Raw genomic sequence first — 22825 nt, 5'->3', positions numbered from 1 at the left:
TCCTCAGCCTTCAGGCCGAGGAGGTTGAGGCGCAGTGTTCAGGATGCGCTCGATGGCGGTGACCGCCTTCGCATAGGTAGCGCTGGTGTAGTGGAACGGCGCCTCACCCCAGACGTGCGCCGCGTCGGCGGTGACCGCCGACTCCGGCAAGGACACGACGTGCGCCCGGAGCGCGGCGGCGGCCGCGTCCACATACCGCCGCATGAGGCCGTTGCCGGCGGCCGCGGACAGACCATAGCTCGCCGGTGTCGGTTCTCCGTTCTCGAAGTGTCTCGCCCACGCGATGTCGAGGAGGACGATGCGCAGGCCGGGTGCCGCGGCACGGATGGAACGCCCGACGGCGTCGACCGCGTCGAGCCACGTCTCGAAGTGGGCATCGCTCCCGAATGTGCGGTGCGCGTATTCCTCCCGGAGAGACCTGTCGGCCCCGGAGGCGATGAGTTCGTTCGAGCGGGTGATGGCGGTGCCGTCCGGGACCGTGAGCACGCCCAGGCGTTCGTCCGTGAGGTCCACGAGGAGAACGTCGATGCTCGTGGCGGCCGCCTTGATCATGGGGAGCAGGTTCGACTCGAAGTCGCCGCGGACCATGCGTTCCTGGAACGCGGAGTCCAGGCGGGGCGGTGCGACGCCCGTGACCGGCGGCGTGGCTGCGCTGATCGCCGACTGGCGAGCGACATAGGCAAGGAGCCGGTACGTGCCAGGGGTCATCCGGCTGTAGGTGTCCCGGGACACGCAGGAACCCCAGATGAAGACCCCGATGCCCGGGGCGTGAGGATCGCCGGTCACGAGGCTCGCGTCCCTGCCCCTCGTGCGTGGCGAGGCGGAAACGCGCGAGCGTCGACCGGCACGTTGACCCGCACCAAGGTCTCTTGTCTCTGCGCGAACGCTGCCCTGATGATGTGCCGGGCGTCGTCGGGTTTGTCCTTGGCGATCGCCCAGGCCCACTTGCGGTACCGGAGGGCGACGTCGTCGGCGGGGCCGTCGAGGACGACGCGACCGTAGTTGAGCCAGATCGCGCGCGTGCACGTCTCCTCGACGGTCTGGGCGGCGTGGCTCACCAGGAACACGGTGCCGGCCTCGGCTCGCATGCGTTGCATACGCGCCTCGCTGCGCTCCTTGAACGCCGCGTCACCGGTGGCGAGCGCCTCGTCGATGAGCAGGATGCGGGGGCGTGCCGCGGTGGCGATCGCGAACCGGAGCCGCGCCCCCATCCCGGACGAGTACGTCTTCATGGGCAGGTAGACCGACTTGCCTAGCCGGGCCAGGTCGATCACGTCTGGTGCAGCGCTCGCGGCCTGGGCGGGCGTCATGCCCATGGCGAGGCAGCCGAGGTGCACGTTCTCCACCCCGACAGGTCCGGGACGAGGGCGGCGTTGACCCCGACGAGCACGGGCGTGGACGCGGCCAGCACCTGCCCGCGTGCGGGGCGTTCGAGCCCGGCGATGATGCGCAGGAGCGTGCTCTTTCCCGAGCCGTTCTGGCCGACGATGCCGATCTGCTCACCCGAGCGTGCGACGAACGAGATGCCGCTCAGGGCGCGCACGACGACCTTCGGCTGCTGCTGGAGGACGCGTTGCACCAGGCGAGTCGCGTGGCTCCCACGGCGGCGCTCTGCGGCGTCCACCGAGGGAACCTTGTATCGCACGTGCACGTTCTGGACTGCCACGGTGGCCGGTGCGAACGGACTAGGCGCGGCCATACGACTCCTCGGCCTTCCAGAAGAAGATCAGACCGAGCACCAGTGCCCCGACGGCCCAGCCGGACATCGCCAGCCACTGCGCCCCGCCAGGCATGAGGCCGTGGAGGATGACTGAGCGTGCCATGTCGATCGCGATGAACAGCGGGTTGGCGCGGATGACGGCGAGCAGGGCGGGCTGGTTCTCGAACCGCGCGAGGGGGAACATCACGCCCGAGCCCCACATGAACAACCGCATGCCCAGGGAGATCAGGCGGTTGACGTCGGGAACTGCGGCACAGATGCGCGCGAAGAACAGGGCGACTCCCGTGACGAACGCGATGAGCAGGCCGAGGATGGGGACCACCAGAGCAACGCGCCACGACCAGATCTCGGCCGGGGGAAAGGCGAGCAGGAGCACACCGAGCGCAGCGAGCACGATCCCCAGGTTGAGCACCTCGCGCAGCACCACCGCGATGGGCAGCGAGGCTCGTGGGAACTGGAACGCCTTGATGAGGTTCTTCCCCGAGTTGATGGCGTTGGACCCGGCGGTGATGCATCGGCTCGCGAACCCGAACAAGAACACGCCGATCAGGAGGAACCCGATGAAGTTCGGGACGCCGCGGCCGGCCCGGAGCACCAGACCGAACATCACATAGAAGACCAGGCCGTCGAGCATCGGCGTCATGACGAGCCACAGCTGGCCCAGGCGGGTCTCGCGGCTCCCCGCGCCGACCTTTGCCCGCGCCTCCGCCCACAGAAAGTGCCGCCGTCGCCAGAGTTCCATGAGGTATCTGCCGAGCGAGGGCCGTGCGCCCACGCGGCTCAGGCGGCTCGCGCTGACGACCTCCACCTTCGGGTCCCGCGTGCCGAAGGCCGCGGAATGCTGGCCCGTCGACGCCGACCCGGGGCTCGCGGTGCGCTCGTGGCTAGACGTCATCGGAGTGACTGGCCGGTCTGCCGGCGTACGGGCGGGGCAGCCGGTTTCGCCTGCCTTCCGCATGGCTGCTCGCTGCCTGCGCGTAGACGCCACGGTAGGTGGCGGTCAGCCGGCCCCAGGTGCGGGTCAGCGCGACCTCATGCCCGGCCGCGACCCGCCCGGTCCGGAACGCCGAGTCCGTCACCAGCCGTTCGGCCGCATCCGCCCAGTCCAGGACGTCGTCCGGCGGTACCAGCACCCCGGCCCCGCCGCACGCCTCCGCGAGCGCGGGAAGGTCCGAGGCGACCACCGGGCGCCCGATCGCCATCGCCTCCACCGGCTTGAGCGGCGTCACGAGCCGCGTGACCCGGTCGGGCCGGCGCGGCACCATCACGACGTCGAGCGCCGCCACGTAGGTGATCGCGTCGGCTCGGGACACGCGCCCCGGCAGGATCGCGAGGCGACCGACCTCCAGCCTCAGGTGGGCTGCGAACGCGGCCAGCGACCGCCGCGCCGCACCGTCGCCCACGATCAGCGCCCGTGCCTCGATCCCCCGCGCGCGCAGCTCGGCGACCGTCCGCAGGATCGTGTCCTGCCCCTCGTACCCCACCAGGCTCGAGACGGCGCCCAGCAGCACCCCGTCGGCGGGCAGGCCGAGCGCGGCGCGCGCCTGCGCCGTCGTCGGGTGCTCGGCCTCCAACAGCGAGTCCGCCACCGCATTGGGCACGACGCTGATGCGTGCGGCAGGCACGCCCCGGCCGACCAGCTCGTCGCGCATCGTGTTGCTGAGCGTCACGACGGCGTCGGCGGCCAGCGCGAGGGAGGTCTCGCGGTCGCGCATCTCGCGGAACCGGTCCGAGGCCGCCGCGGCCTCGCGCCCGGCGAGCGTCGCGTGGGACGCCGCCCACGTCTCCTCGGGCAGCCCGCGCACCTCGTAGACCCACGGCACGCCCAGCGTCTTGGCCGCTCCGCGCGCCACCTCGCCGGTGGTTGCCGGGGTGGTCGCGTGGATCACCTGGGCGCGCTCGCGCGTGGCGACGTCGGCGAGCAGGTCGATCGCCTCGGTGAGGCTCCGCGCCGGGCCGCGCCGGACGGCACGCGGGATGAGGCGCTCGTACGCGATGCCGTCGACGACGTCGGTGTGGCGGGCGGCCAGGGCACCGATCGACAGGGGGTAGCCGGCGCGAGTCGTGGCGTGGGCGACGATGCCCGCCTCACGCTGGGCGCGCAGGATCGCGTGGGAGCGCAGCGTGTAGCCCGACAGGGTGTGGGGCAAGGAGTTGGTCAGGTGGTGGAGCACCCGGACCCCCGCGTCCTGCCCGGGCGACGTGGCCACGGGTGCAGCCCGCGGAGCCGGCGCAGCGGATGGGGGCGGCACGGTTGCGGCGGGAACGGCGGCAGCGGCGCGGCGCGCCCGACGATGGGCACGCAGCGCGATCCCGGCTCGACGGCCGGCCAGCCGTGCGAGCCGCGCCGGGTCCTCGGCGAGCGCGCGGAGCGCGAACGAGGCCGCGAAGCGGGCGTTGCTCGCGAGCTCGGTCACCCTGGAGAACCGGGCCGTCATGCGGCGACCAGGTCGTCGAGCGCCCGCGAGAACTGCCGTGCGAGCACGTCCCAGGTGGCGTGGACCATGACCCAGTGCGCGGCGCTGCGCGAGGCGGGCGGCACGGCGCCGTCCTCGCACCACCGCGACCACAGGTCGGCCATCGCCCGGGGGTCGTCGGGGGGCACGACGACGCCCGCACCCGTGGTCCGCACCAGGTCGGCCGCCTCACCGGCCAGCGCTGCGGTCACCGTGGTGCCGCGCGCCATGACCTCGTACACCTTCGACGGGATGGTCCACTCGAACGGCCCCAGCCGTGCAACGCGACGATCGCGGTGTCGGCCCAGCGGTAGAGCTCGATCGCCTGATGGTGGGGCACGGGCGGCTCGACGGTCACGGGCGCACCCAGCTGCCGCGCGAGGCGGTGGACACGGGCGGCGTGCGCGCCGCGGCCGACGATCCGGACCTCGAGCCGGTAGCCCCGATCGGCCACGAGGCGCGCCGCCTGGACCACGGTGTCGAGGCATTGCGCACGCCCCACCGTGCCGAGGTACAGCGCTCGCAGCGGCCGGTCGACCCCGGGCCGGCCGCGCGGCGGTGCGTCGGGGTCGAGCGTGAGCACCGCCGGCGGCCTCGTGCCGTTGCGCACGACCGTGACGGCCTCCTGGCCCCGGTCTCGCAGCACCGCGGCGAACGTCTCCGTCGTCGTCACCACGAGGTCGGCGTGCGTCTGCAGCCGCGAGATCGTGCGGTGGGCCACGTGCGTGACCAGCACCCGCAGACGACGGCGCACGCCCAGCCGCGACGTCGTACCGAGCATGCCGCTGGAGTCGATCAGGTCCGGCCAGGCATCGCGCATCTCGATGACGAACCGGGCGCCCAGGATCCGCGCGAGCGCCCACCCGGCGAACATGCTGGGGATGCCCGGCACGGTGCCGATCACGACGTGCGGGCGTGCGTCCCGGCGGTGGAACCGCCGCACGCCGATCGCCACGGACGAGAGCGCCGCGACGACCTGGTCGTGCGTGCGCGAGGGAAGGGATGCCGAGTGCCTGCGGTAGCCGGTCCGCAGGATCAGCTCACCGCACGGGCCGCGGGAGGCGTGGCCACGGCGGTACTCGGGCCGGGGGTCGGTGACCCGGCCCGTGGCGTCGTGCGGGGGCGGGGCGAGCACGGCGAACTCGAAGCCGAACGCGGTGAGCCGTTCGATGAGCGACTCCCACCGGCGTGCCGGCGCGCCACCCTCGGGCGCGAAATGGTGGGTGACCAGAAGCACGCGGATGCACCCCGTGGGGGGCCTGGATGTGCTCGCTGCCATAAAGGACTCCGCAATTCTCCTGGTTCAATCGGTTTTCCGCGACGGCGGGTGCGGTGCTCATTCGGGTTTCCGGCGCCTGTGCGATTGTGCTGCGAACCAGCCTAGGCGAAGGAATGCGACGTGATGCGAACACGCCGCAAGGCAGTTCCTAGACTCTTGGTCATGTCCAGAGCACCGATGCACCTGCGCCCGCGCAGCACGAGCCCGACGGCAAAGGCGCTGACGGCTCTCGGGATTCTTGTTCTTGTGCTCGGCGGCGCGGGGTTCGGTGCCGCGCTCTGGTTCCAGAACAGCCTCGACGGCAACATCGAACGCATCGGTGACCCGTTCGCCGGCATTCCCGGCCGCCCGGCGCCGGCGCCGTCGGACCCGTCCGAGCCGGACGAAGCCGTCAACATTCTCGTGCTCGGCTCCGACTCCCGGATCAGCGCGGGCGACCCGTCGCAGTGGGAAGCCGGTGCACAGCGCACCGACGCGATCATGCTGGTCCACCTGCCCGCCGACCGTCAGGCCGCGCAGGTCGTGTCGATCCCGCGTGACTCCTGGGTGCCGATCCCGGGCCACGGCGAGGCGAAGATCAACGCCGCCTTCAGCTTTGGCGGGCCGTCGCTCTTGATCCAGACCGTCGAACAGCTCACGGGAATCCATGTCGACCACTTCGTCGTCACCGACTTCACGTCGTTCGGAAATATGACAGACGCACTGGGCGGCGTGCAGATCCGCGTCCCGCAGGACATCGGCGACGGCAAACAGGTCTTCTTCACCGCGGGCATTCACCAGATGGCGGGCGAGGAAGCCCTGAAGTATGTCCGCCAGCGCCACGGCCTGGTCAATGGCGACTTTGGTCGCGTGCAGCGTCAGCAGAACTGGATGCGCGCGATGCTCGCCAAGGTCAACAACAACCGGAACGACGTCGGCACGATGACCTCTTTCCTCACGGCGGTCAGCCGGTCCGTGGCGGCCGACGACGGATTCACCATCACCCGGATGCGCGGCCTGTACCTGAGCGCGCGGGGCCTGGCGACCAACGACGTCACCTTCATGACCGCCCCCGACTCCGGCACGGGCCGCAGCGCGGACGGGCAGTCGATCGTGGTGCTCGACCACGCCAGGTTCGACCCGCTCATGGCCTCCTTCGCCGCCGACACCGCGACGGCCTACGTGGCCGAGCACGCCGCCGACCTGAACGTGCTCCCGGCGACGGTGCGCTGAAGCACGGGCCTGCGCGGCACCCCGACCAGACGACGACGCCCGCCGTCGGCCGCACCGAGGCTCTTGGACTTGGGCCGCCGGTCGGATATGACTGAGGCATGCCGACGCGCCCTCGGATCATGGTCGTCTACGGAACCCGCCCGGAAGCCATCAAGGTCGCTCCCGTCATCACCGCCCTGGAAGCCAGTGAGGTGCTCGACGTCGTCACCGTCGTCACCGGGCAGCACCGCGAGATGCTCGACCAGGTCAACGACCTCTTCGGGATCGTGCCCGATCACGACCTCGACGTCTTCGAGCACGGCGCGAGCCTGTCGCGGATCGTCGCGCGCGTGCTCGAACGCCTCGACCCGGTGCTCGAGGCGCAGCGGCCGGCCGCCGTCGTCGTCCAGGGCGACACCTCGACGTCGACCGCAGCGGCGCTCGCGGCGTTCCACCGGCAGATCCCGGTGGTCCACGTCGAGGCAGGGCTGCGCAGCGGCGACATCGCCTCGCCGTTCCCGGAGGAGGCCAACCGCAAGCTCACCTCGCAGCTGGCGGCGCTGCACCTCGCGCCGACGGCGACCAGCAAGGCGAACCTGCTGCGCGAGAGCGTCGACGGCGCCGACGTCGTCGTGACCGGCAACACCGTCATCGACGCGCTGCTCGCCTCGGCCGGGAGGCGGACGCCGTTCACGGACCCCGCGCTGGAGGCACTCGCGGACGCAGGGGGACGGGTGCTGCTGGTCACCACGCACCGGCGTGAGAACTGGGGCGAGGCCATGGAGGGCGTCGGTCGCGCGATCGCGCGACTGGCCCGGCAGTTCCCCGACCTGACCGTGGTGCTGCCCGCGCATCGCAACCCCGTCGTGCGCGAGGCGGTCCTGCCGCAGGTGGCCGGGCTCGGCAACGTGCTCGTGACCGAGCCGCTGCCGTACGGGGAGTTCACCCGGCTGCTCGGGGTCGCCACCGTGGTGCTGACCGACTCGGGCGGTGTGCAGGAGGAGGCGCCGAGCCTCGGCAAGCCCGTGCTCGTGATGCGTGACAACACCGAGCGGCCCGAGGCGGTCGAGGCGGGGACCGTGCGGCTCATCGGCACGGACGAGGAGCGGATCGTGGCGGAGGTTGCCACGCTGCTGACCGACGCCGGCGCGTACACGGCGATGGCGCAGGCCGCGAACCCCTACGGGGACGGCGCGGCAGCGGAGCGTGTCGTGGCCGCGATCGCGCAGCTGCTCGGGCGCGGGGTGCGGCTGGGGGAGTTCGGCGTGCAGCAGGTGAAATAAACCGCTATCTGCATCGATTTTCCAGTCAACGGGCGACATTCGGCGCTCGACGCCCACGTGGCTTCTGCTTCGCTCCCGTCGAGCGGCACTCCCGGTCGTTCTCGAAGCAGTCCTCGGTACTGCCGCGCCGGGGTGGAGGCGGACCTCGGGTTCGAGGGTCCGCCCCGGGCGACCTGCTCCCCGCTCCGGACGGCGAAAGCGATGGTGGGGAGCGAATGACGTGTCGTGGGGACCGTCCCGAGGCGAGCCGAGCGGGGATGCGCGCGGCGATCATGTACCGGTGCCACGTGGTCGAGAAGACGATGAGCCTGGCGGAGCCCCCGCCGGTCTTCGGCGACGGGGCGATCGCCGAGCTGCTCGACCTCGTCGAGGCGTACCGGGAGCGGTTCGGCCACGACGCGCTCGCCCGCAACTGTGCCGGGGTGCTTGACGCCTACATCATGTTCCGCGTCGAGCACGGCACCCCGCGCACGACATCCCCCACATCGCGCGCATGAGCGCGGTGATCGACGCGGGCGCCAGCGACGCGGGCATCTGCGCCGTCAACCGCAAGAGCGTGCTGGCGGCGGTCGCAGGCATCCGGGAGGACTTCTTCCTGACGCGCCGGTCGGTGCGGCAGTTCTCCGCGGTGCCCGTCTCGGATGCGGAGATCCGCCGTGCGGTGCGGATCGCCGCGACGGCCCCGGCCGACGGCGACCGTCGCTTCTTCAAGGTTCACGTGTTCACCAGGCGTGGCGTCATCGCGCGGCTGCTCGCGGCGCACCGGGGCGCCTACGGGTTCGTGAGCGAGCTGCGTGGCCTCGCCGTGATCACGACCACCCGGCCCGTCGGCCCGGACGCGAGCGAGCGCCGCGACATGTGGGTGGACGGGGGCTTCTTCGCGATGTCGTTCGTCTACGGCCTGCACGCCCAAGGGCTGGGGAGCGTGGTCCTCAACGGGACGCCGGACGATTCCGTGCTGCGCGCACGCGTCCCCCTGGCCGACGACGAGTCCGTCGTCTGCCTGGTGGGGTTCGGGAACCTGCGCGACAGGTACCCGGTGGCGTGCTCGGCGCGCCCGGAGGTGGACGACATCCTGCTGACGCACACGGGCACGGTGCGTCCACGCCTGCGGTGAGTCCCGTGAACCCGCCGGTCCGTGCCGCCGCCCACGCTCTGCAGGCGGCTGCGGCGGCAGTGCCGCGGTCACGGAGATCGGCATCGCGTGCGCGGTGGACGCGCGCCCGGGAAGCGACGAGCTGCTGTGCTCCCAGGTCTTCCTGGGCTGAGCATGCGACGCCGCGGGGTTGTCGAGGGCACGGTCCGTGCCCTCGACAACCCCGCGGCGGGCGTGGGTTACAGGCCCTGCCAGGAGGGCTTGCTCGCGTACGTCTCGCGGTAGTAGTCCGCCAGCTGCAGGCGTGAGGCCGCGCCCTCGTCGACCAGGACGGTCGCGTGCGGGTGCAGCTGCATCACCGTCGCCGGCCACAACGCCGACACCGGGCCCTCCACGAGCTGGTGCACGGCCTCGGCCTTGCCCCGCCCCGTGGCCAGCAGCACCAGATGCCGTGCCGCCATGATCGTGCCCAGCCCCTGCGTCAGGCAGTGCCGCGGCACCTGCTCGACATCACCGCCGAAGAACCGCGCATTGTCCTGCCGCGTCTGGCTCGTCAACGTCTTGATCCGGGTCCGCGACGCCAACGACGAACCCGGCTCGTTGAACGCGATATGCCCATCGGTGCCGATCCCCAGCAGCTGCAGATCCACACCCCCGGCATCCACGATCGCCTTCTCGTACGCCGCGCACGCCGCCGGCAGATCCGCCGCCGACCCGTCCGGGCCGTGCACCTGCCGGCTGGGCCACCCCACCGGGGAGGCGATCTCCCGCTCGATCACGTTGCGGTACCGCTCCGGATGATCCGCCGCGATCCCCACGTACTCGTCGAGCATGAACCCCGTCGCCGACGCGAACGACAACCCCGACTCGGCATGACGCCGCGCCAGCTCGCCGTACACCGCCAACGGGCTCGACCCCGTCGCCAACCCCAGCACCGCATCCGGCTTCGCCCGCAACAACGACTCCACCGCATCCGCCGCCAGCACCGCCAGCTCATCAGCGGGAGCGATCACGAGCTCCATCAGGCGATCTCCCGTTGGAGGAGGAACTCCGCCAGGGTGTCCAGGGACTCCTGGGCGGACGCCTCGTCAGCGGCGAACAGCGTCACGGTGTCGCCGACCTTCGCACCCAGCGACATCACGCCGAGCACGCTGGCCGCCGGGACAGGGTCGCCGCCCGGCCGCACGATGCTGACCTGGACGGGCTGGCTCGCCGCGAGCTGGGCGAACAGGGCCGCGGGCCGCGCGTGCAGGCCCTCGAGGATGGCAACGGTCACAGGGCGTTCGAGCATGTCAGTTCTCCTTCGTTCCCAGCACGGGCGTCATAGCCCGAGCGAATCGAGCACCGGTCGAAGCTGGTCGCGCACGGCGTCGCGTGCCTCGCGGGCGGTGCTGTGCCCGAGGGCCACCTCCGCCAGGCGCACGCACTCGGCGTGGTCGAGGGCGGCGAGCACCGCCCCGACGTCGGCCAGGGCGCGCGGCGTCATCGACAGCGACGTGACGCCGAGGCCCACGAGCACGGGCGCGAGCACAGGGTCGGCGGCGGCCTCGCCGCACACCCCGACCGGCCGGCCGTGAGGCCGGGCCCCGTGGCAGGTGGCCGCGATGAGGTCGAGCACCGCCGGCTGCCACGGGGTGGACAGCTCGGCGAGGTCGCCCAGCATGCGGTCGGCCGCCATCGTGTACTGCACCAGGTCGTTGGTGCCCAGGCTGGCGAAGTCGGCATGCTCGAAGATCGCGGCGGACCGCAGCGCGGCGGCCGGGATCTCGACCATGACGCCCGCGGTCGTGATGCCGTGTGCGCGGCACGCGGCGACGAAGTCGCGCGCCTCGTCGGGCGTGGCGACCATCGGCGCCATGACCCACACCTCGGCCTGCTCGGCGGCGGTCGCGGCTGCGATCGCCTCGAGCTGGCGGTCCAGCACGCCGGGATAAGCGGTGGCCGTGCGCAGCCCGCGCACGCCGAGCGCCGGGTTGGGCTCGGAGTCCGCGGTGACGAACGGCAGGGGCTTGTCGGCTCCGGCGTCGAGCGTGCGGATCACGACCTTCGTGCCCGCGAATGCGGCGAGCACCCCGCGGTACGCCTCGATCTGTTCGGCAACCGTCGGCTCGCTGGTGCGGCCCAGGAAGCAGAACTCGGTGCGGAACAGCCCCACGCCTTCGGCCCCGGCCGCGACGGCGGCGCGCGCCGCGTCGGGGTCGGCGACGTTGGCCAGGAGCTGCACGCGCACGCCGTCGGCCGTCTGCCCGACGCCGTCGAACACGCGTGCCGCCCGCTTGGGCCGTGCCTGGACGGCCGCGACGGCGGCCTCGTCCGGGTCGACCGTCACCGTGCCGGCAGTCCCGTCCACCAGGACGACCTGCCCGTCGACGAGGCTGGCAGCGCCCGCGACGGCCACGACGGCGGGGATGCCGAGCGACCGCGCGAGGATCGCCGTGTGCGACGTCGGGCCGCCCTCCGAGGTGACGAGGGCGAGCACCGTCTCGGGGTCGAGCAGCGCGGTGTCCGCCGGCGCCAGGTCGACGGCGACGAGCACGAACGGGCTGCCCGGGTCGGGCACGCCCGGCGCCGGCTGCCCCGTGAGGTCGGCGATGATGCGGTCGCGCACGTCGCGCACGTCGCGCGCCCGCTCCGACAGGGGCGGGCCGAGCGTCTCGAGCTGTGCGGCCACGGCCTCGGCCGCGTCCCACACCGCCCGCTCGGCGCACAGGCCCTGCTCGCGCACGCGCCGTGTGGCGTCGCCCACGAGCATGGGGTCGGCGGCCATGGCCGCCGTGGCGGTGAGCACCTGCGCGCCCTCGCCCTTGGCGATCCCGGCGCGGCGCATGAGCTCGTCACGCACGGCCGCCGACGACGTCGCGATCCGCTCGGCGGCGGCCTCGACGTCGGCGGGGGCGAGCGCGGCCGCTGCCGGCTCGCCGACGGGAGTGCGCATGGTGGCGACGACGCCGGCCGCGAGGCCCGGGCTGACGGGTGCACCCGTCAGCCCGGACCCGCTCGGCGTGGTGCCGGTCATCAGCGCGACCCGGTGTCGTCGTTCGCGCCGCGGGCCGGAGTGTCGGTCACGGTGCCCGCGGCCTCGCGGGCGGGCTCGAACATGTCGGTGCCGTCGGCCGTCGCCAGGTCGTCGTCCTCACGGCCGGGGGTCCTGAGGTTGAACTTGGTGATCGCGAACCGGAAGATCGCGTAGTACACCACGGCGTAGGCGAGGCCGATCGGGATCAACCACAGCGGCCGCTGCGCGATGCCGAGGTTGAGCGTGAAGTCGATCGCGCCGGCCGAGAACCCGAAGCCCGAGTGGATGCCGAGTGCGTTCACCAGGGCGAGCGAGGTGCCGGTGAGCACGGCGTGGACGGCGTACAGCGGGAACGCGACGTACACGAACGCGAACTCGAGCGGCTCGGTGACGCCGGTGACGAACGCGACGAGAGCGGCCGAGCCCATGATGCCCGCGATGATCTTGCGCTTGTCCGACTTCGCGGTGTGGATGAACGCGAGGGCGATGGCCGGCATCGCGAACATCATGATCGGGAAGAAGCCGGTCATGAAGGTGCCGGCGGTCGGGTCGCCGTGCAGGAAGCGGGCGATGTCGCCGTGCCACACCTGGCCGGTCGCGTCGGTGAACTCGCCGAACTGGAACCAGGGGAGCGAGTTGAGCAGGTGGTGCAGGCCGAACGGCAGCAGAAGGCGGTTGAGCGTGCCGTAGACGAACGCGCCGAGGATCGTCGATCCGGTGACGAACCCGCCGATCTGGTCGTTGATGAGCCAGTCGAAGGCCGGGTAGATGAGGCCGCCGACGACGGCGATGAGCACCGCGGTGCCCGCCGTGATGATGGGTACGAACCGGCGGCCGCCGAAGAACGCGAGGTATGCCGGGAGCTTGATCCGGTAGAACTTCTGGTACAGCAGCGCGGCGGTGATACCGATGACGATGCCGCCCAGCACGCCGTAGTTGATGAGCGCCTGCGTCTCACCCTCGGCGGCGCGGCCGAGCACATAGGGCGACAGCGCCTTGCTGACGCCGTCGAACACCAGGTAGCCGATGAGTGCCGCGAGGCCCGTGGACCCGTCGGCCTTGCGGGCGTACCCGACGGCGACGCCCAGCGCGAACAGCAGCGCGAGGTTGGCGAAGAGCGCGTTACCCGCTGCGCCGAGCACGTCGGCGACCGGCAGGAGCCAGTCGCCCCACGACTTGGCGAGGCCGTCGGCCCCCAGCATGTCGGGCTGGCCGAGCCGCAGCAGGAGCGCTGCGGCCGGCAGGGACGCGATCGGGAGCATGAGGGAGCGCCCCATGCGCTGGAGCTGAGCGAACCCTGGGATCGAGCGTTTCTTGGTGGTAGGCACCGTTGCTTGAGCAGACATTTTCACACCGTCCTCGGTCTGGTCTGGACCACTTGCGGCAAGAGTGGTCCAGACCAGATAATGTGTCAACCCGAGCAGCGCGAAGAGAACGTCGGCGGCACGGGTATGACGACGCGGTCCCGGGCACGGCACAGGAAGGTGATCCCCACGACCACAGTGAACGGGCACGTTGCCGGTGCCTACAAGCACCTCCAGGTCCGTGAGTACCTGGAGGAGCTCATCGCGGACGAGCTCCGTGTCGGCGACCTGATCCCGTCCGAGCGCTTCCTGACCCACCGCTTCGGGATCTCACGCATGACCGTGCGCCAGGCGATCGACGGCCTGGTCAGCGAGGGAGTGCTGCGCCGGGAGCACGGTCGCGGCACGTTCGTCGCGGATCGCGTGCACAGCGAGTTCGAGCTGCGGCTCACGACGTTCGGCGAGGAGATGCGGCACCGCGGGCTCGTCCCCGGTTCACGGGCCCTCGTCGTCGAGTGCCTGCAGGCGCCGCGATGGCTCGCCGACGCGCTCGCGATCGACCCTGGCGCGCTGGTGCACCACTTCGAGCGGCTGCGGACCGCCGACGGTCTGCCGGTCTCCCTGGAGGAGAGCTGGATCCCCGTCAGCCTCGCCCCCGAGCTGCTCGACCACGGCGTCCCGCCGTCGCTCTACGACGCCCTGCGCGCCGCCGAGCTGCCCCCCACCTGGGGGAGGACGCCATCTCGGCCGGGCTCGCGTCCGACCGCGAAGCCGAGTTCCTCGATGTCACCCTGCCTCACGCGGTGCTGCGCACCAGGCGCATCACCTTCAGCGGTGACACCCCCGTCATGTTCGGTCAGAACTGCACTCGTGGCGACAGACACACGCTCGTCGTGCCGCTGCGCGAACCCCAACCTACGATCGTGCCGCGCACCCGACGCTCGGACTCCGCCCCCGATGAGCGCGGGTAGACCCCACCCGGAGGAACGATGACGTCCCTTGCCCTCAAAGCCAGAGCGGTGCTCGACGCCATCGGCGGCGTGAACAACGTCGTCGAGATCGACCCGTGCACCACCCGTCTGCGTGCCCTCGTGGACAACCCCGACCTGGTGGACTGCAACGCCCTGCGCGCCGCCGGCGCCCACGGCGTCATGCGGACCGGACGCCTGGTCCAGATCGTCATCGGCCCCGAGGTCGACAACCTCGCCTCGGCGCTCGAGGACCTCATGTAATCCCGGCTCCCGTCCGGTCCGCACCAGGCGCCGCGCCGCAGCGACGCCGTCATGAAGGAGAACCACACATGTCCAAGGCTCAGCAGATCCTCGACGCGCTCGGCGGCGACGACAACGTCATCGAGCTCGAAGCGTGCATCACGCGCTTGCGCGTCGAGGTCGAGGACCCGGCCCTCGTCAACGACAAGGCCCTGACCGCCGCGGGGGCCATCGCCGTCGTGCGCAGCGGCTCCGCCGTGCAGGTCGTCGTCGGGCCGGATGCCGACAACATCGCGTCCGACATCGAGGACCTTCGCTGATGAGCGAGGCTCTGACGGTCCTGGCGCCGGTCGCCGGGACGGTGCGGGCGCTTGCCGACGTGCCCGACCCGGTGTTCTCGGCCGGGCTCGTCGGCCCCGGCGTGGCCGTCGACCCCGACCCGCTCACGGGCCGCGACGCCGTCTCGCCCGTGAGCGGAACCGTCGTCAAGCTGCACCCGCACGCGTTCGTCGTGACCGCGCCCGACGGGCGGGCGGTGCTCGTCCACCTGGGCATCGACACCGTCCAGCTCGAGGGCGAGGGGTTCACGCTCCACGTCGCCGAGGGGGACGCGGTCGAGGCGGGGCAGGTCGTGGTGACCTGGGACCCGGCCGCCGTCACCGCGGGCGGCCGGTCCGCGCTCGTGCCGGTGGTCGCGCTCGACGCCGGCCCCGACGGCGCACTCCCGGTGCCGGCACCGGGTACCACGGTCGCCGCCGGCGACCCGCTCCTCACCCTCCCGGCCCGCACTGCCTGACTCCGTCCCGCTCAGTTCGGCAGTCCGTCGTCACCGCGTGCCCCCGGGCCGCGCGCTGACGACGGACTGCCGAACTGAGCCGGACGGAGGCGGTGTCAGTCGCGGCCGTAGATGTCGCGGGTGTAGAGCTTCGCGGCGACGTCCGCGAGAGACTCGGTGCGGCGGTTCGCCACGATGACGTCGGAGCGGGCCTTGAACTCCTCCAGGTCGCGGATGACCTCGCTGCGGAAGAACTCCTCCTGCTCCAAGGTGGGCTCGTAGACCACGACCTCGATGCCCTTCGCCTTGAGCCGCTTCATCACACCCTGGATGGACGAGGCCCGGAAGTTGTCCGAACCCGACTTCATGATGAGCCGGTACATGCCGACCACCTGGGGCTTTCGACGCAGGATGTCGGCGGCGATGAAGTCCTTGCGTGTCGTGTTGGCATCGACGATCGCGCTGATGAGGTTCTGCGGCACGTCCTGGTAGTTGGCCAGCAGCTGCTTGGTGTCCTTCGGCAGGCAGTAGCCGCCATACCCGAACGACGGGTTGTTGTAGTGCGACCCGATGCGCGGGTCAAGCCCCACGCCCTCGATGATCTGCGCGGTGTCGAGCCCGCGGGTGGCCGCGTACGTGTCGAGCTCGTTGAAGTAGGCCACGCGCAGCGCCAGGTAGGTGTTGGCGAACAGCTTGATCGCCTCGGCCTCCGTGGGATCGGTCAGCAGCACCGGCACGTCCTGGTCGATCGCACCTTCCAGCATCAGGTTCGCGAACAGCCGGCCCCGGTCGGAGCGGTCGCCGACGACGATGCGAGACGGGTGGAGGTTGTCGTACAGCGCCCGGCCCTCGCGCAGGAACTCGGGCGAGAAGACGATCGCTGCGCCGTCGTGCTCGGCGAGCATGCGGGTGGTGAATCCGACCGGAACCGTCGACTTCACGACGATGAGCGCGGCCGGGTTGACCGCCAAGACCTGGTCGATGACACCCTCCACGCTCGAGGTGTCGAAGAACTGCGTCACCTCGTCGTAGTTGGTGGGAGTCGCGACGACGACGAGCTCGGCGTGGGCGTACGCGTTGTCGCCGTCCGTCGTGGCGGTGAGCGACAGCGGCTTCTCGCTCAGGTACTGCTCGAGCTCGGTGTCGACGATGGGCGCGCGGCGCCGGTTGATCAGGTCGACCTTGCCCGGGTCGATGTCGACCGCGACCACCTCGTGGTGCTGCGCGAGGACGACGGCGTTGGACAGTCCCACATAGCCGGTACCGGCGATGGCGATCTTCACCGCTTCATCCTAAAGAGCCTTGCCCAGACGAGGGTCGTCCTTGTCAGGTCGGCAGTTCGTCGTCCCCGCGTGCCCCCGGGCGCACGCGCTGACGACGAACTGCCTACCTGACGCGCTGGGGCGGAAGGGGGAGCCGGGGTTCACCCGCAATGTGGATCTGAGGTGCGGGGGGAGGCGGGACCTCAGGCGCTCCATGTAGCGGTAGGGGCCGTCGGCGGCCATGACGCGCAGCGGGTTCACGCCTGTCTCCCGGATGGCGTCGAACCTGCGCTTCTCCGCCAGGAGCTCGCGCTCCGCGCTGTGCCCCGGCCGGAGGCCGTCGTCCCGGTACTTGACCCGGCCGTCGAACTCGACGTACAGACCGAGGTCGGGCCACCCGATGTCCGGGTGCATCACGCCGAGCCTCGTCACGACGGGAGGCTCGACCACCGGTGTGGGAAACCCTTCGCGCAAGGGCAGGTAGCGCAGCCAGGTCTCCCAGACGGAGCGCGTCCCCGCCGCAGCGTTCCGCAGCACCCAGTCCGCGCGGGCCTTGCCGTTGGGACGGCGCCGGGCGGCGACCTGGGCGAGCGCCGCGTCGCGGTCGAACTCCAGCCGGTTCATCGCGCCGTCGGCGATGACGAGGGCCTCCATCGGGTGCATCGTCAGCGCGCAGTCGACGACGGTGCGCGTCAGGGTCGTGACCGGCAGGCCGTCGACGGTCGTGACCGCGGCGGGGCCGAGCTCGGCGGTATGCCGCGCGATGTCGGCCGCGCTGCGGCCCGAGGGCCGCGAGCCCACGACGACGTGGACCTGCTCCGGGCGGTTCCAGGAGTGCAGCCCGTGGACCACGGCCGCCGAGGCGAAGCCGAAGACGTGCGGTGCGACCAGCTGCCGGTGGACGGCGAGGACCCGGGCTCGTTGCGCGTCGAAGGATGCGGGTCCCGGCGCGTACGCACCGCGCCGCACCCGGACCAGTCGCCCTGCGGCCAGGTCGCGGCGCAGCTCGTCTCGGTCGTGCTCGCGGGAGATGAGCAGTCTCGGTGATCCCTCCATCCGCTCACCCTGCCCGCGCCCGCCCCAGGTGCTGCCCCCGCCCTGCCTCCCTGTGCACAACCCTGTGGGTTGCCGGGAGTCACGTCGGCAGTCCGTCGTCAGCGCGTGCGCCCGGGGGCACGCGGGGACGACGGACTGCCGAGGCGACGGCCCGGAGGGGTGGTCATTAGCAGAGGTAATGACCTAAGGTAAGGGAATGGTTGTTGCACCTGCTCCTCTCGCGAGCGAGCTGCGCGTCTCCGTCGGCCGGTTCGTGCGGCGGCTTCGTGCCGAACGAGGCGAAGCCGACCTGCCCGATGCGCAGTTCGGCGTCCTCACCTACCTCATGCGCCACGGCGACCAGACGCCCGGCGCGCTCGCCCAGCGCGAGCGCGTCCGGCCGCCGTCGATGACCCGCACCGTCAACGCGCTCGCCGAGCTCGGCATGGTCGCAAAGGCCGAGCACCCCACCGACGGGCGGCTCGTCGTCGTGCGGCTCACCCAGGCCGGGCGGCGTGAGGTCGAGGAGACCCGGCGGCGCCGCGACGCCTGGCTCGCCCGCCAGCTCGACACGCTGAGCGCCGAGGACCGCGCGCTTCTCGACCGCGCCGGCGCGCTGCTCGCCGACCTCGCCGCCTGCTGAGAGCCCAGACCCCGAGCGCTCACGCGCCCGAAACCCGCCCCCTGCCTGACCGTCGAACCGAAGGACCCATGGCCTCCACCTTCACCTCCCTCCGCCAGCCCAACTACCGCCTGTGGTTCGGCGCGGCCCTCGTCGCCAACGTCGGCACGTGGATGCAGCGCGTCGGGCAGGACTGGGTGGTGCTGACCCACCTGACGAACAACTCGGGCACCGCGGTGGGCATCACGACGGCGCTGCAGTTCCTGCCGTTCCTCCTGCTGTCGCCCTACGCGGGGCTCCTGGCCGACCGGCTCCCGCGCCGCAAGCTCCTCATGGCCACCCAGGCAGCCATGGGCGTGCTCGCGTTCGTGCTCGCCGCCCTCACCCTCAGCGGCACCGTGCAGCTGTGGCACGTGTACACGCTCGCGTTCCTGCTGGGGGTCGCCTCGGCGATCGACTCGCCGGTGCGCCAGACGTTCGTCGCCGAGCTCGTGCCGGCGGACAACCTGCCCAACGCGATCGGTCTGAACTCCGCCTCGTTCAACGCTGCGCGTCTCATCGGACCTGGCGCCGCCGGTCTTCTCATCGCCGCCGTCGGCGCGGGCTGGGTCTTCCTGATCAACGGCGTCTCGTTCGCGGCGACCATCGTGGCGCTCGCGGTGATGAACACCGCGACGCTGCGCGTGCTGCCCTCGGCGCCGCGGTCCAAGGGCCAGATCCGCGAGGCCATGCGCTATGTCCGGGGGCGCAGCGACATCGTCATGATCATGGCGGTCATGGCCGTCGTGTCGATGTTCGGCCTCAACTTCCAGCTCACGAGCGCCATGATGGCCCGCGTCGAGTTCGGCAAGGGGGCCGGTGAGTTCGGCGTGCTCGGGTCGGTGCTCGCGATCGGTTCGCTGACGGGTGCGCTGCTGGCCGCGCGCCGCGAGCGGCCGCGCGTGCGGCTCGTGCTCGGGGCAGGGCTGGCGTTCGCGGTGGCGACGACGCTCAACGCGCTGATGCCCACGTTCTGGAGCTACCTGATCTTCTGCGTGCCCGTGGGGCTCTCGTCGCTGACCATGATGACGGCCGCGAACGCGACCCTCCAGACGTCGGTCGACCCGGCCATGCGCGGGCGCGTCATGGCGCTGTACATGATGGTGTTCCAGGGCGCCACGCCCATCGGGTCGCCGCTCGTGGGGTGGATCGGCTCGCAGTTCGGGCCGCGCTGGTCGATCCTCGTCGGGTCGATCGCGACGTTCCTGGTGGTCGGCGCGGCTTCCGTGTGGGCCGTGCGCAACTGGAACCTGCGCCTGCGCCCGCACCTGCACCCGCGCCCGCACGTCGAGGTGGTCTACCAGACGGCCACCGCGTGAGGGCCGTGCGTCAGCCCAGGTGCTCGACGACGTAGTCGACGCAGGCGGTCAGCGCCTGCACGTCGGCCGGGTCGACCGCGGGGAACATCCCCACGCGCAGCTGGTTGCGCCCCAGCTTGCGGTAGGGGAACACGTCGAGCACGCCGTTGTCGCGCAGGGCCGCGACCACCGCGCCCGCGTCGATCGTGGCGTCGAGGTCGATCGTTCCGACGACGGTCGACCGGTGGGCTGGGTCGGCCACGAACGGGGACGCCCACGTGCGCGCCTGAGCCCAGTCGTACAGGGCCGTGGCCGACTCGCGGCAGCGTGCCGCCGACCACTCCAGGCCGCCCTGGGCGAGCAGCCAGTCGACCTGCTCGGCCAGCAGCACGAGGGTGGCCACCGCCGGGGTGTTGAGGGTCTGGTTCGCGCGCGAGTTGGTCAGCGCCGTGGTGAACGACAGGAACTCGGGCACCCAGCGTCCGTCCGCGGGCGCGGCAGCCTCCACGCGGGCCGCGCGCTCGATCGCGGCGGGGGAGGCGATCGCGAGCCACAGCCCGCCGTCGGCCGCGAACACCTTCTGCGGGGCGAAGTAGTACACGTCGGTCTGCGTGAGGTCGACGGGCAGGGCGCCGGCACCGCTCGTCGCGTCGATCAGCATGAGCGCCCCGCGCTCTGCGGACCCGGGCACGCGCGTCGGGGTGATCATCGCGCCCGTCGAGGTCTCGTTGTGCGGTGTCGCGTGCACGTCGACGGCGTCCTCGCCGGGCGACGGCTCGAGCAGCGCGACGGTGCCGGGCTCGGCGCGCAGCACCTGCGGGGCCGCGAGGAAGGGGGCCCGCGCGGTCGCTGCCGCGAACTTCGCCCCAAATTCCCCGAAGCTGGCGTGCTGCGCGCGGCGCTCGACGAGACAGGCCGCGGCGATCTCCCAGAACGCCGTCGACCCGCCGTTGCCCAGGACGACCTCGTAGCCGTCGGGGACGGCGAGCAGGTCGGCGAGGCCGGAACGGACCCGGCGCACCAGGTCCTTGACCGCGGGCTGGCGGTGCGAGGTGCCGAGCACGGCGGCACCCGCGGAGGTCAGCGCGTCGATCTGCGCAGGCCGGATCTTGGACGGCCCCGACCCGAACCGGCCGTCGGCGGGGAGCAGGTGGGCGGGGATCGTCATCGGCATGGCCATAGACTAAGCGGGCCTGCTGCCCCGCCCCCGCGCCGTCTCGTCGTGCGTTCCGCCGCGCGTCGTCCGCGCGGTGCGCGGTGGATCCTGGAGACCGGAAGGAAAGCTCGTGGCCGACCTGATCGACACCACCGAGATGTACCTGAAGACGATCTACGAGCTCGTCGAAGAGGGCATCACCCCGCTGCGCGCCCGGATCGCGGAGCGGTTGGGGCACTCGGGCCCCACGGTGTCGCAGACGGTCGCGCGCATGGAGCGTGACGGCCTCGTCGTCGTCACCGGGGACCGGCACCTGGAGCTCACGGCTCCCGGCATGGACAAGGCCCGCCGGGTCATGCGCAAGCATCGCCTGGCCGAGCGGCTGCTGACCGACGTCATCAAGCTCGACTGGGAGCAGGTCCACACCGAGGCGTGCCGGTGGGAGCACGTGATGAGCGAGGACGTCGAGCGTCGCCTGCTCACGCTGCTCGATCACCCGCACCAGGACCCGTACGGCAACCCGATCCCCGGCTTGTCCGAGCTCGGCACGGACGACGCCGGCCGCGAGCAGCCCTACCTCGCGGGCGTCGCGCCGCTGCCGAGCGTGTTCGAGGCGCTGGCGGCCGTCGCGGCCCCGGGCGCCGGCGGCCCGGTGGAGCTGGTGCTCCAGCGGATCGGAGAGCCGCTGCAGACCGATGTCGAGCTGCTCGTGCGGCTCTCGGGTGCGGGGCTGGTGCCGGGCGCGAGCGTGTCGGCGTCGCTGGCCGACGGGACGTACATGGTCGTGGTCGCGGGCCGCGACGACGCGATCGGTCTGCCGGAGGACGCCGCTCGCCACCTGTTCGTCACGCAGCGCTGACGCGCCCGCACGGTCGTCTGCGCGCCAGCGACCGTGCACTGCGCGCTGGGTGCCGGTCGGTTCCGACTGAATTCGTGACCAGAGCGTGACATCGCGGGACCGGCTCGGGTACGGTCCCTTACGCACTCAGGGTTTCCCCCGAGTGCGCGCGAACGGACGCCGAACCCTGCCACCGCCCGCGCTACGGACTGACCTCCGAAGGCAGGGGCGGGGGACCCACTTGCGGGCTCCCGGAGACGGAGCCCTTGGGGTGAAGCCTTGGGCGGCCTGCGGGCCGGCCGAGGCCGGGTGCATCTCCTGCCCGAACCCGACAGCTCACCTCGTTGGCGGCATGGAGAGGTAGAGCTTGTGAGCGCAGCGAACGTCGCGCGGCACCGCGCCGCCCGTCGTCCCGTGACCCCCCTCACGGAGATCGCCCAGACCGTCGGCGCGGGCGCAGGTAGACGCGCCGCCGTCGTGGCCACCGCTGGCGGCCTCATCATCTCGACCCTCGGTGCCGGTACCGCGCAGGCGGCTCCGGCCCGCGACGACGCCGGAGCCCGGCTCAGCACCGTGGACCTGGGAGCCCTGACGGCCCAGGCCCGCCAGGCCCTGGAGGCCGCACCCGTCGTGACCGTCGCTGCGGACGCGCAGGTCGAGGTCGAGGCGATCGCCCCGACGGCGGTGTCGCGACCGTCGAGGTCACCCCGGCGCCCCAGCCGCGTGCCGCCGCCCGTCCCGCGCGCGCCGCGGCGACCTCGCGCACGACGGAGCGGACCACGACCGCGGCCGCTCCCGCCCAGACGGCGACGGCGGCCCCTGCACCTGACTTCGCGGCCGGCTCGGACGTCGTGTCGATCGCCGGGCGCTACGTGGGCGTGCCCTACCTCGCGGGTGGGACCACTCCCGCAGGCTTCGACTGCTCGGGCTTCACCCAGTACGTGTTCGCTCAGGTGGGCATCAGCCTGCCGCGCACGTCGAGCGGCCAGCGCTCGGCCGGGACCGTCGTCTCTGCGGCCGACGCGCGACCGGGTGACATCATCTGGACGCCCGGCCACGTCTCCATCTACGCGGGCAACGGCATGCAGATCGACGCGCCGCGGCCTGGGATGTCGATCCAGTTCCGCAGCCTCTGGCAGTCGAACCCGGTCTTCATCCGCGTCGGCTGAACCGCTCACCCGGAACGAGAGCCTCGGGGCCCCGTCGCGTGCGACGGGGCCCCGAGGCGTACGCGGACAGGGTTC

The 22825-nt window shown here is 72.0% G+C and carries 26 protein-coding genes, 1 pseudogene and 1 riboswitch; of the genes and pseudogenes, 13 read left to right on the top strand and 14 right to left on the bottom strand.

Going from position 1 to position 22825, the window contains the following annotated elements:
- Positions 1 to 3: 3 nt before the first annotated feature.
- From ET495_RS10540 to ET495_RS10515, 7 genes are all read right to left on the bottom strand, one after another.
- Positions 4 to 786 (bottom strand): DUF6270 domain-containing protein, encoded by a 783-nt coding sequence (locus tag ET495_RS10540; RefSeq protein WP_129204777.1) that lies wholly within the window; start codon positions 784 to 786, stop codon positions 4 to 6.
- Positions 783 to 1346: an ABC transporter ATP-binding protein gene (locus ET495_RS18740; protein ID WP_170220580.1), complete on the bottom strand. Its 564-nt coding sequence runs from the start codon at positions 1344 to 1346 to the stop codon at positions 783 to 785. The genes ET495_RS10540 and ET495_RS18740 overlap by 4 nt, the downstream gene beginning before the upstream one ends.
- Positions 1307 to 1624, bottom strand: a complete 318-nt coding sequence (locus ET495_RS18735) for an ATP-binding cassette domain-containing protein (protein ID WP_245993022.1) — start codon at positions 1622 to 1624, stop codon at positions 1307 to 1309. Before ET495_RS18735 ends, ET495_RS18740 begins: the two co-directional genes overlap by 40 nt.
- Before the next feature lie 61 nt (positions 1625 to 1685).
- Positions 1686 to 2615, bottom strand: coding sequence for an ABC transporter permease (locus tag ET495_RS10530; RefSeq protein WP_162616441.1), 930 nt, complete (start codon positions 2613 to 2615; stop codon positions 1686 to 1688).
- Positions 2605 to 4158: a glycosyltransferase gene (locus ET495_RS10525; RefSeq protein ID WP_129204775.1), complete on the bottom strand. Its 1554-nt coding sequence runs from the start codon at positions 4156 to 4158 to the stop codon at positions 2605 to 2607. Before ET495_RS10525 ends, ET495_RS10530 begins: the two co-directional genes overlap by 11 nt.
- Positions 4155 to 4406: a glycosyltransferase gene (locus ET495_RS10520; protein ID WP_129204774.1), complete on the bottom strand. Its 252-nt coding sequence runs from the start codon at positions 4404 to 4406 to the stop codon at positions 4155 to 4157. Before ET495_RS10520 ends, ET495_RS10525 begins: the two co-directional genes overlap by 4 nt.
- Complete coding sequence (locus ET495_RS10515; protein ID WP_129204773.1) at positions 4385 to 5413, bottom strand: glycosyltransferase; 1029 nt, start codon at positions 5411 to 5413, stop codon at positions 4385 to 4387. The genes ET495_RS10520 and ET495_RS10515 overlap by 22 nt, the downstream gene beginning before the upstream one ends.
- A 204-nt stretch (positions 5414 to 5617) precedes the next feature.
- On the opposite strand from ET495_RS10515, the gene ET495_RS10510 reads away from it, so the two are divergent.
- The 4 genes from ET495_RS10510 (at position 5618) to ET495_RS10495 (ending at position 9046) form a co-directional block, all read left to right on the top strand.
- Positions 5618 to 6667: an LCP family protein gene (locus ET495_RS10510; protein WP_129204772.1), complete on the top strand. Its 1050-nt coding sequence runs from the start codon at positions 5618 to 5620 to the stop codon at positions 6665 to 6667.
- 98 nt (positions 6668 to 6765) lie between these two features.
- A complete protein-coding gene (gene wecB, locus ET495_RS10505; protein ID WP_245993021.1) occupies positions 6766 to 7929 on the top strand; it encodes a non-hydrolyzing UDP-N-acetylglucosamine 2-epimerase in 1164 nt (387 codons plus the stop codon).
- 287 nt (positions 7930 to 8216) lie between these two features.
- On the top strand, positions 8217 to 8426 hold the full coding sequence (locus tag ET495_RS10500; protein WP_162616440.1) for a hypothetical protein: 210 nt from the start codon (positions 8217 to 8219) through the stop codon (positions 8424 to 8426).
- On the top strand, positions 8423 to 9046 hold the full coding sequence (locus tag ET495_RS10495; protein ID WP_129204770.1) for a nitroreductase family protein: 624 nt from the start codon (positions 8423 to 8425) through the stop codon (positions 9044 to 9046). Before ET495_RS10500 ends, ET495_RS10495 begins: the two co-directional genes overlap by 4 nt.
- A gap of 218 nt (positions 9047 to 9264) precedes the next feature.
- On the opposite strand, the gene nagB is transcribed toward ET495_RS10495, so the two are convergent.
- The 4 genes from nagB to ET495_RS10475 are packed head-to-tail and all read right to left on the bottom strand — an operon-like array spanning position 9265 to position 13387.
- On the bottom strand, positions 9265 to 10047 hold the full coding sequence (nagB, locus tag ET495_RS10490) for a glucosamine-6-phosphate deaminase (RefSeq protein ID WP_129204769.1): 783 nt from the start codon (positions 10045 to 10047) through the stop codon (positions 9265 to 9267).
- Entirely contained in the window at positions 10047 to 10316 is a 270-nt protein-coding gene (locus ET495_RS10485; protein ID WP_129204768.1) for an HPr family phosphocarrier protein, read from the bottom strand. The genes nagB and ET495_RS10485 overlap by 1 nt, the downstream gene beginning before the upstream one ends.
- A 30-nt stretch (positions 10317 to 10346) precedes the next feature.
- Complete coding sequence (ptsP, locus tag ET495_RS10480; protein WP_129204767.1) at positions 10347 to 12041, bottom strand: phosphoenolpyruvate--protein phosphotransferase; 1695 nt, start codon at positions 12039 to 12041, stop codon at positions 10347 to 10349.
- Entirely contained in the window at positions 12041 to 13387 is a 1347-nt protein-coding gene (locus tag ET495_RS10475; RefSeq protein ID WP_129204766.1) for a PTS transporter subunit EIIC, read from the bottom strand. Before ET495_RS10475 ends, ptsP begins: the two co-directional genes overlap by 1 nt.
- Positions 13388 to 13447: 60 nt before the next feature.
- Between ET495_RS10475 and ET495_RS19715 the strand changes: the two are divergent.
- The 5 genes and pseudogenes from ET495_RS19715 to ET495_RS10455 form a co-directional block, all read left to right on the top strand.
- A pseudogene (locus ET495_RS19715) lies at positions 13448 to 14011 on the top strand (GntR family transcriptional regulator); the annotation flags it as partial.
- Positions 13978 to 14316, top strand: coding sequence for a UTRA domain-containing protein (locus ET495_RS19710; RefSeq protein WP_425471233.1), 339 nt, complete (start codon positions 13978 to 13980; stop codon positions 14314 to 14316). The pseudogene ET495_RS19715 and the gene ET495_RS19710, both read left to right, overlap by 34 nt.
- Before the next feature lie 18 nt (positions 14317 to 14334).
- A complete protein-coding gene (locus tag ET495_RS10465) occupies positions 14335 to 14577 on the top strand; it encodes a PTS sugar transporter subunit IIB (protein ID WP_129204764.1) in 243 nt (80 codons plus the stop codon).
- A 68-nt stretch (positions 14578 to 14645) separates the two neighbouring features.
- The gene (locus tag ET495_RS10460; protein WP_129204763.1) at positions 14646 to 14876 is read left to right on the top strand and encodes a PTS sugar transporter subunit IIB; all 231 of its coding nucleotides are present in this window, start codon (positions 14646 to 14648) and stop codon (positions 14874 to 14876) included.
- The gene (locus ET495_RS10455) at positions 14876 to 15352 is read left to right on the top strand and encodes a PTS sugar transporter subunit IIA (RefSeq protein WP_129204762.1); all 477 of its coding nucleotides are present in this window, start codon (positions 14876 to 14878) and stop codon (positions 15350 to 15352) included. Before ET495_RS10460 ends, ET495_RS10455 begins: the two co-directional genes overlap by 1 nt.
- A 95-nt stretch (positions 15353 to 15447) precedes the next feature.
- Here ET495_RS10455 and ET495_RS10450 read toward each other — a convergent pair whose 3' ends face one another.
- Positions 15448 to 16614: a nucleotide sugar dehydrogenase gene (locus tag ET495_RS10450; protein WP_129204761.1), complete on the bottom strand. Its 1167-nt coding sequence runs from the start codon at positions 16612 to 16614 to the stop codon at positions 15448 to 15450.
- 9 nt (positions 16615 to 16623) lie between these two features.
- Positions 16624 to 17649, bottom strand: coding sequence for a type IV toxin-antitoxin system AbiEi family antitoxin domain-containing protein (locus ET495_RS10445; protein WP_129204760.1), 1026 nt, complete (start codon positions 17647 to 17649; stop codon positions 16624 to 16626).
- Between the two features lie 196 nt (positions 17650 to 17845).
- On the opposite strand from ET495_RS10445, the gene ET495_RS10440 reads away from it, so the two are divergent.
- Positions 17846 to 18271: a MarR family winged helix-turn-helix transcriptional regulator gene (locus ET495_RS10440; protein ID WP_129204759.1), complete on the top strand. Its 426-nt coding sequence runs from the start codon at positions 17846 to 17848 to the stop codon at positions 18269 to 18271.
- Between the two features lie 68 nt (positions 18272 to 18339).
- Positions 18340 to 19608, top strand: coding sequence for an MFS transporter (locus tag ET495_RS10435; RefSeq protein ID WP_129204758.1), 1269 nt, complete (start codon positions 18340 to 18342; stop codon positions 19606 to 19608).
- Positions 19609 to 19618: 10 nt separating this feature from the next.
- On the opposite strand, the gene serC is transcribed toward ET495_RS10435, so the two are convergent.
- Positions 19619 to 20767, bottom strand: coding sequence for a phosphoserine transaminase (gene serC / locus ET495_RS10430; RefSeq protein WP_211340829.1), 1149 nt, complete (start codon positions 20765 to 20767; stop codon positions 19619 to 19621).
- A gap of 106 nt (positions 20768 to 20873) precedes the next feature.
- Here serC and ET495_RS10425 point away from each other — a divergent pair, with 106 nt between their 5' ends.
- Entirely contained in the window at positions 20874 to 21602 is a 729-nt protein-coding gene (locus tag ET495_RS10425) for an iron-dependent transcriptional repressor DtxR (protein WP_129204757.1), read from the top strand.
- A gap of 183 nt (positions 21603 to 21785) precedes the next feature.
- Positions 21786 to 21946: riboswitch (cyclic di-AMP (ydaO/yuaA leader) on the top strand.
- 486 nt (positions 21947 to 22432) lie between these two features.
- Positions 22433 to 22750 (top strand): C40 family peptidase, encoded by a 318-nt coding sequence (locus tag ET495_RS19415; protein ID WP_342770095.1) that lies wholly within the window; start codon positions 22433 to 22435, stop codon positions 22748 to 22750.
- Positions 22751 to 22825 lie beyond the last annotated feature (75 nt).

This window comes from Xylanimonas allomyrinae, from assembly GCF_004135345.1.
Taxonomy (GTDB): Bacteria; Actinomycetota; Actinomycetes; order Actinomycetales; family Cellulomonadaceae; genus Xylanimonas; species Xylanimonas allomyrinae.
The sequence above is the reverse complement of the archived record's forward strand: the minus strand, read 5'-3'. Positions and strand labels throughout refer to the sequence as shown.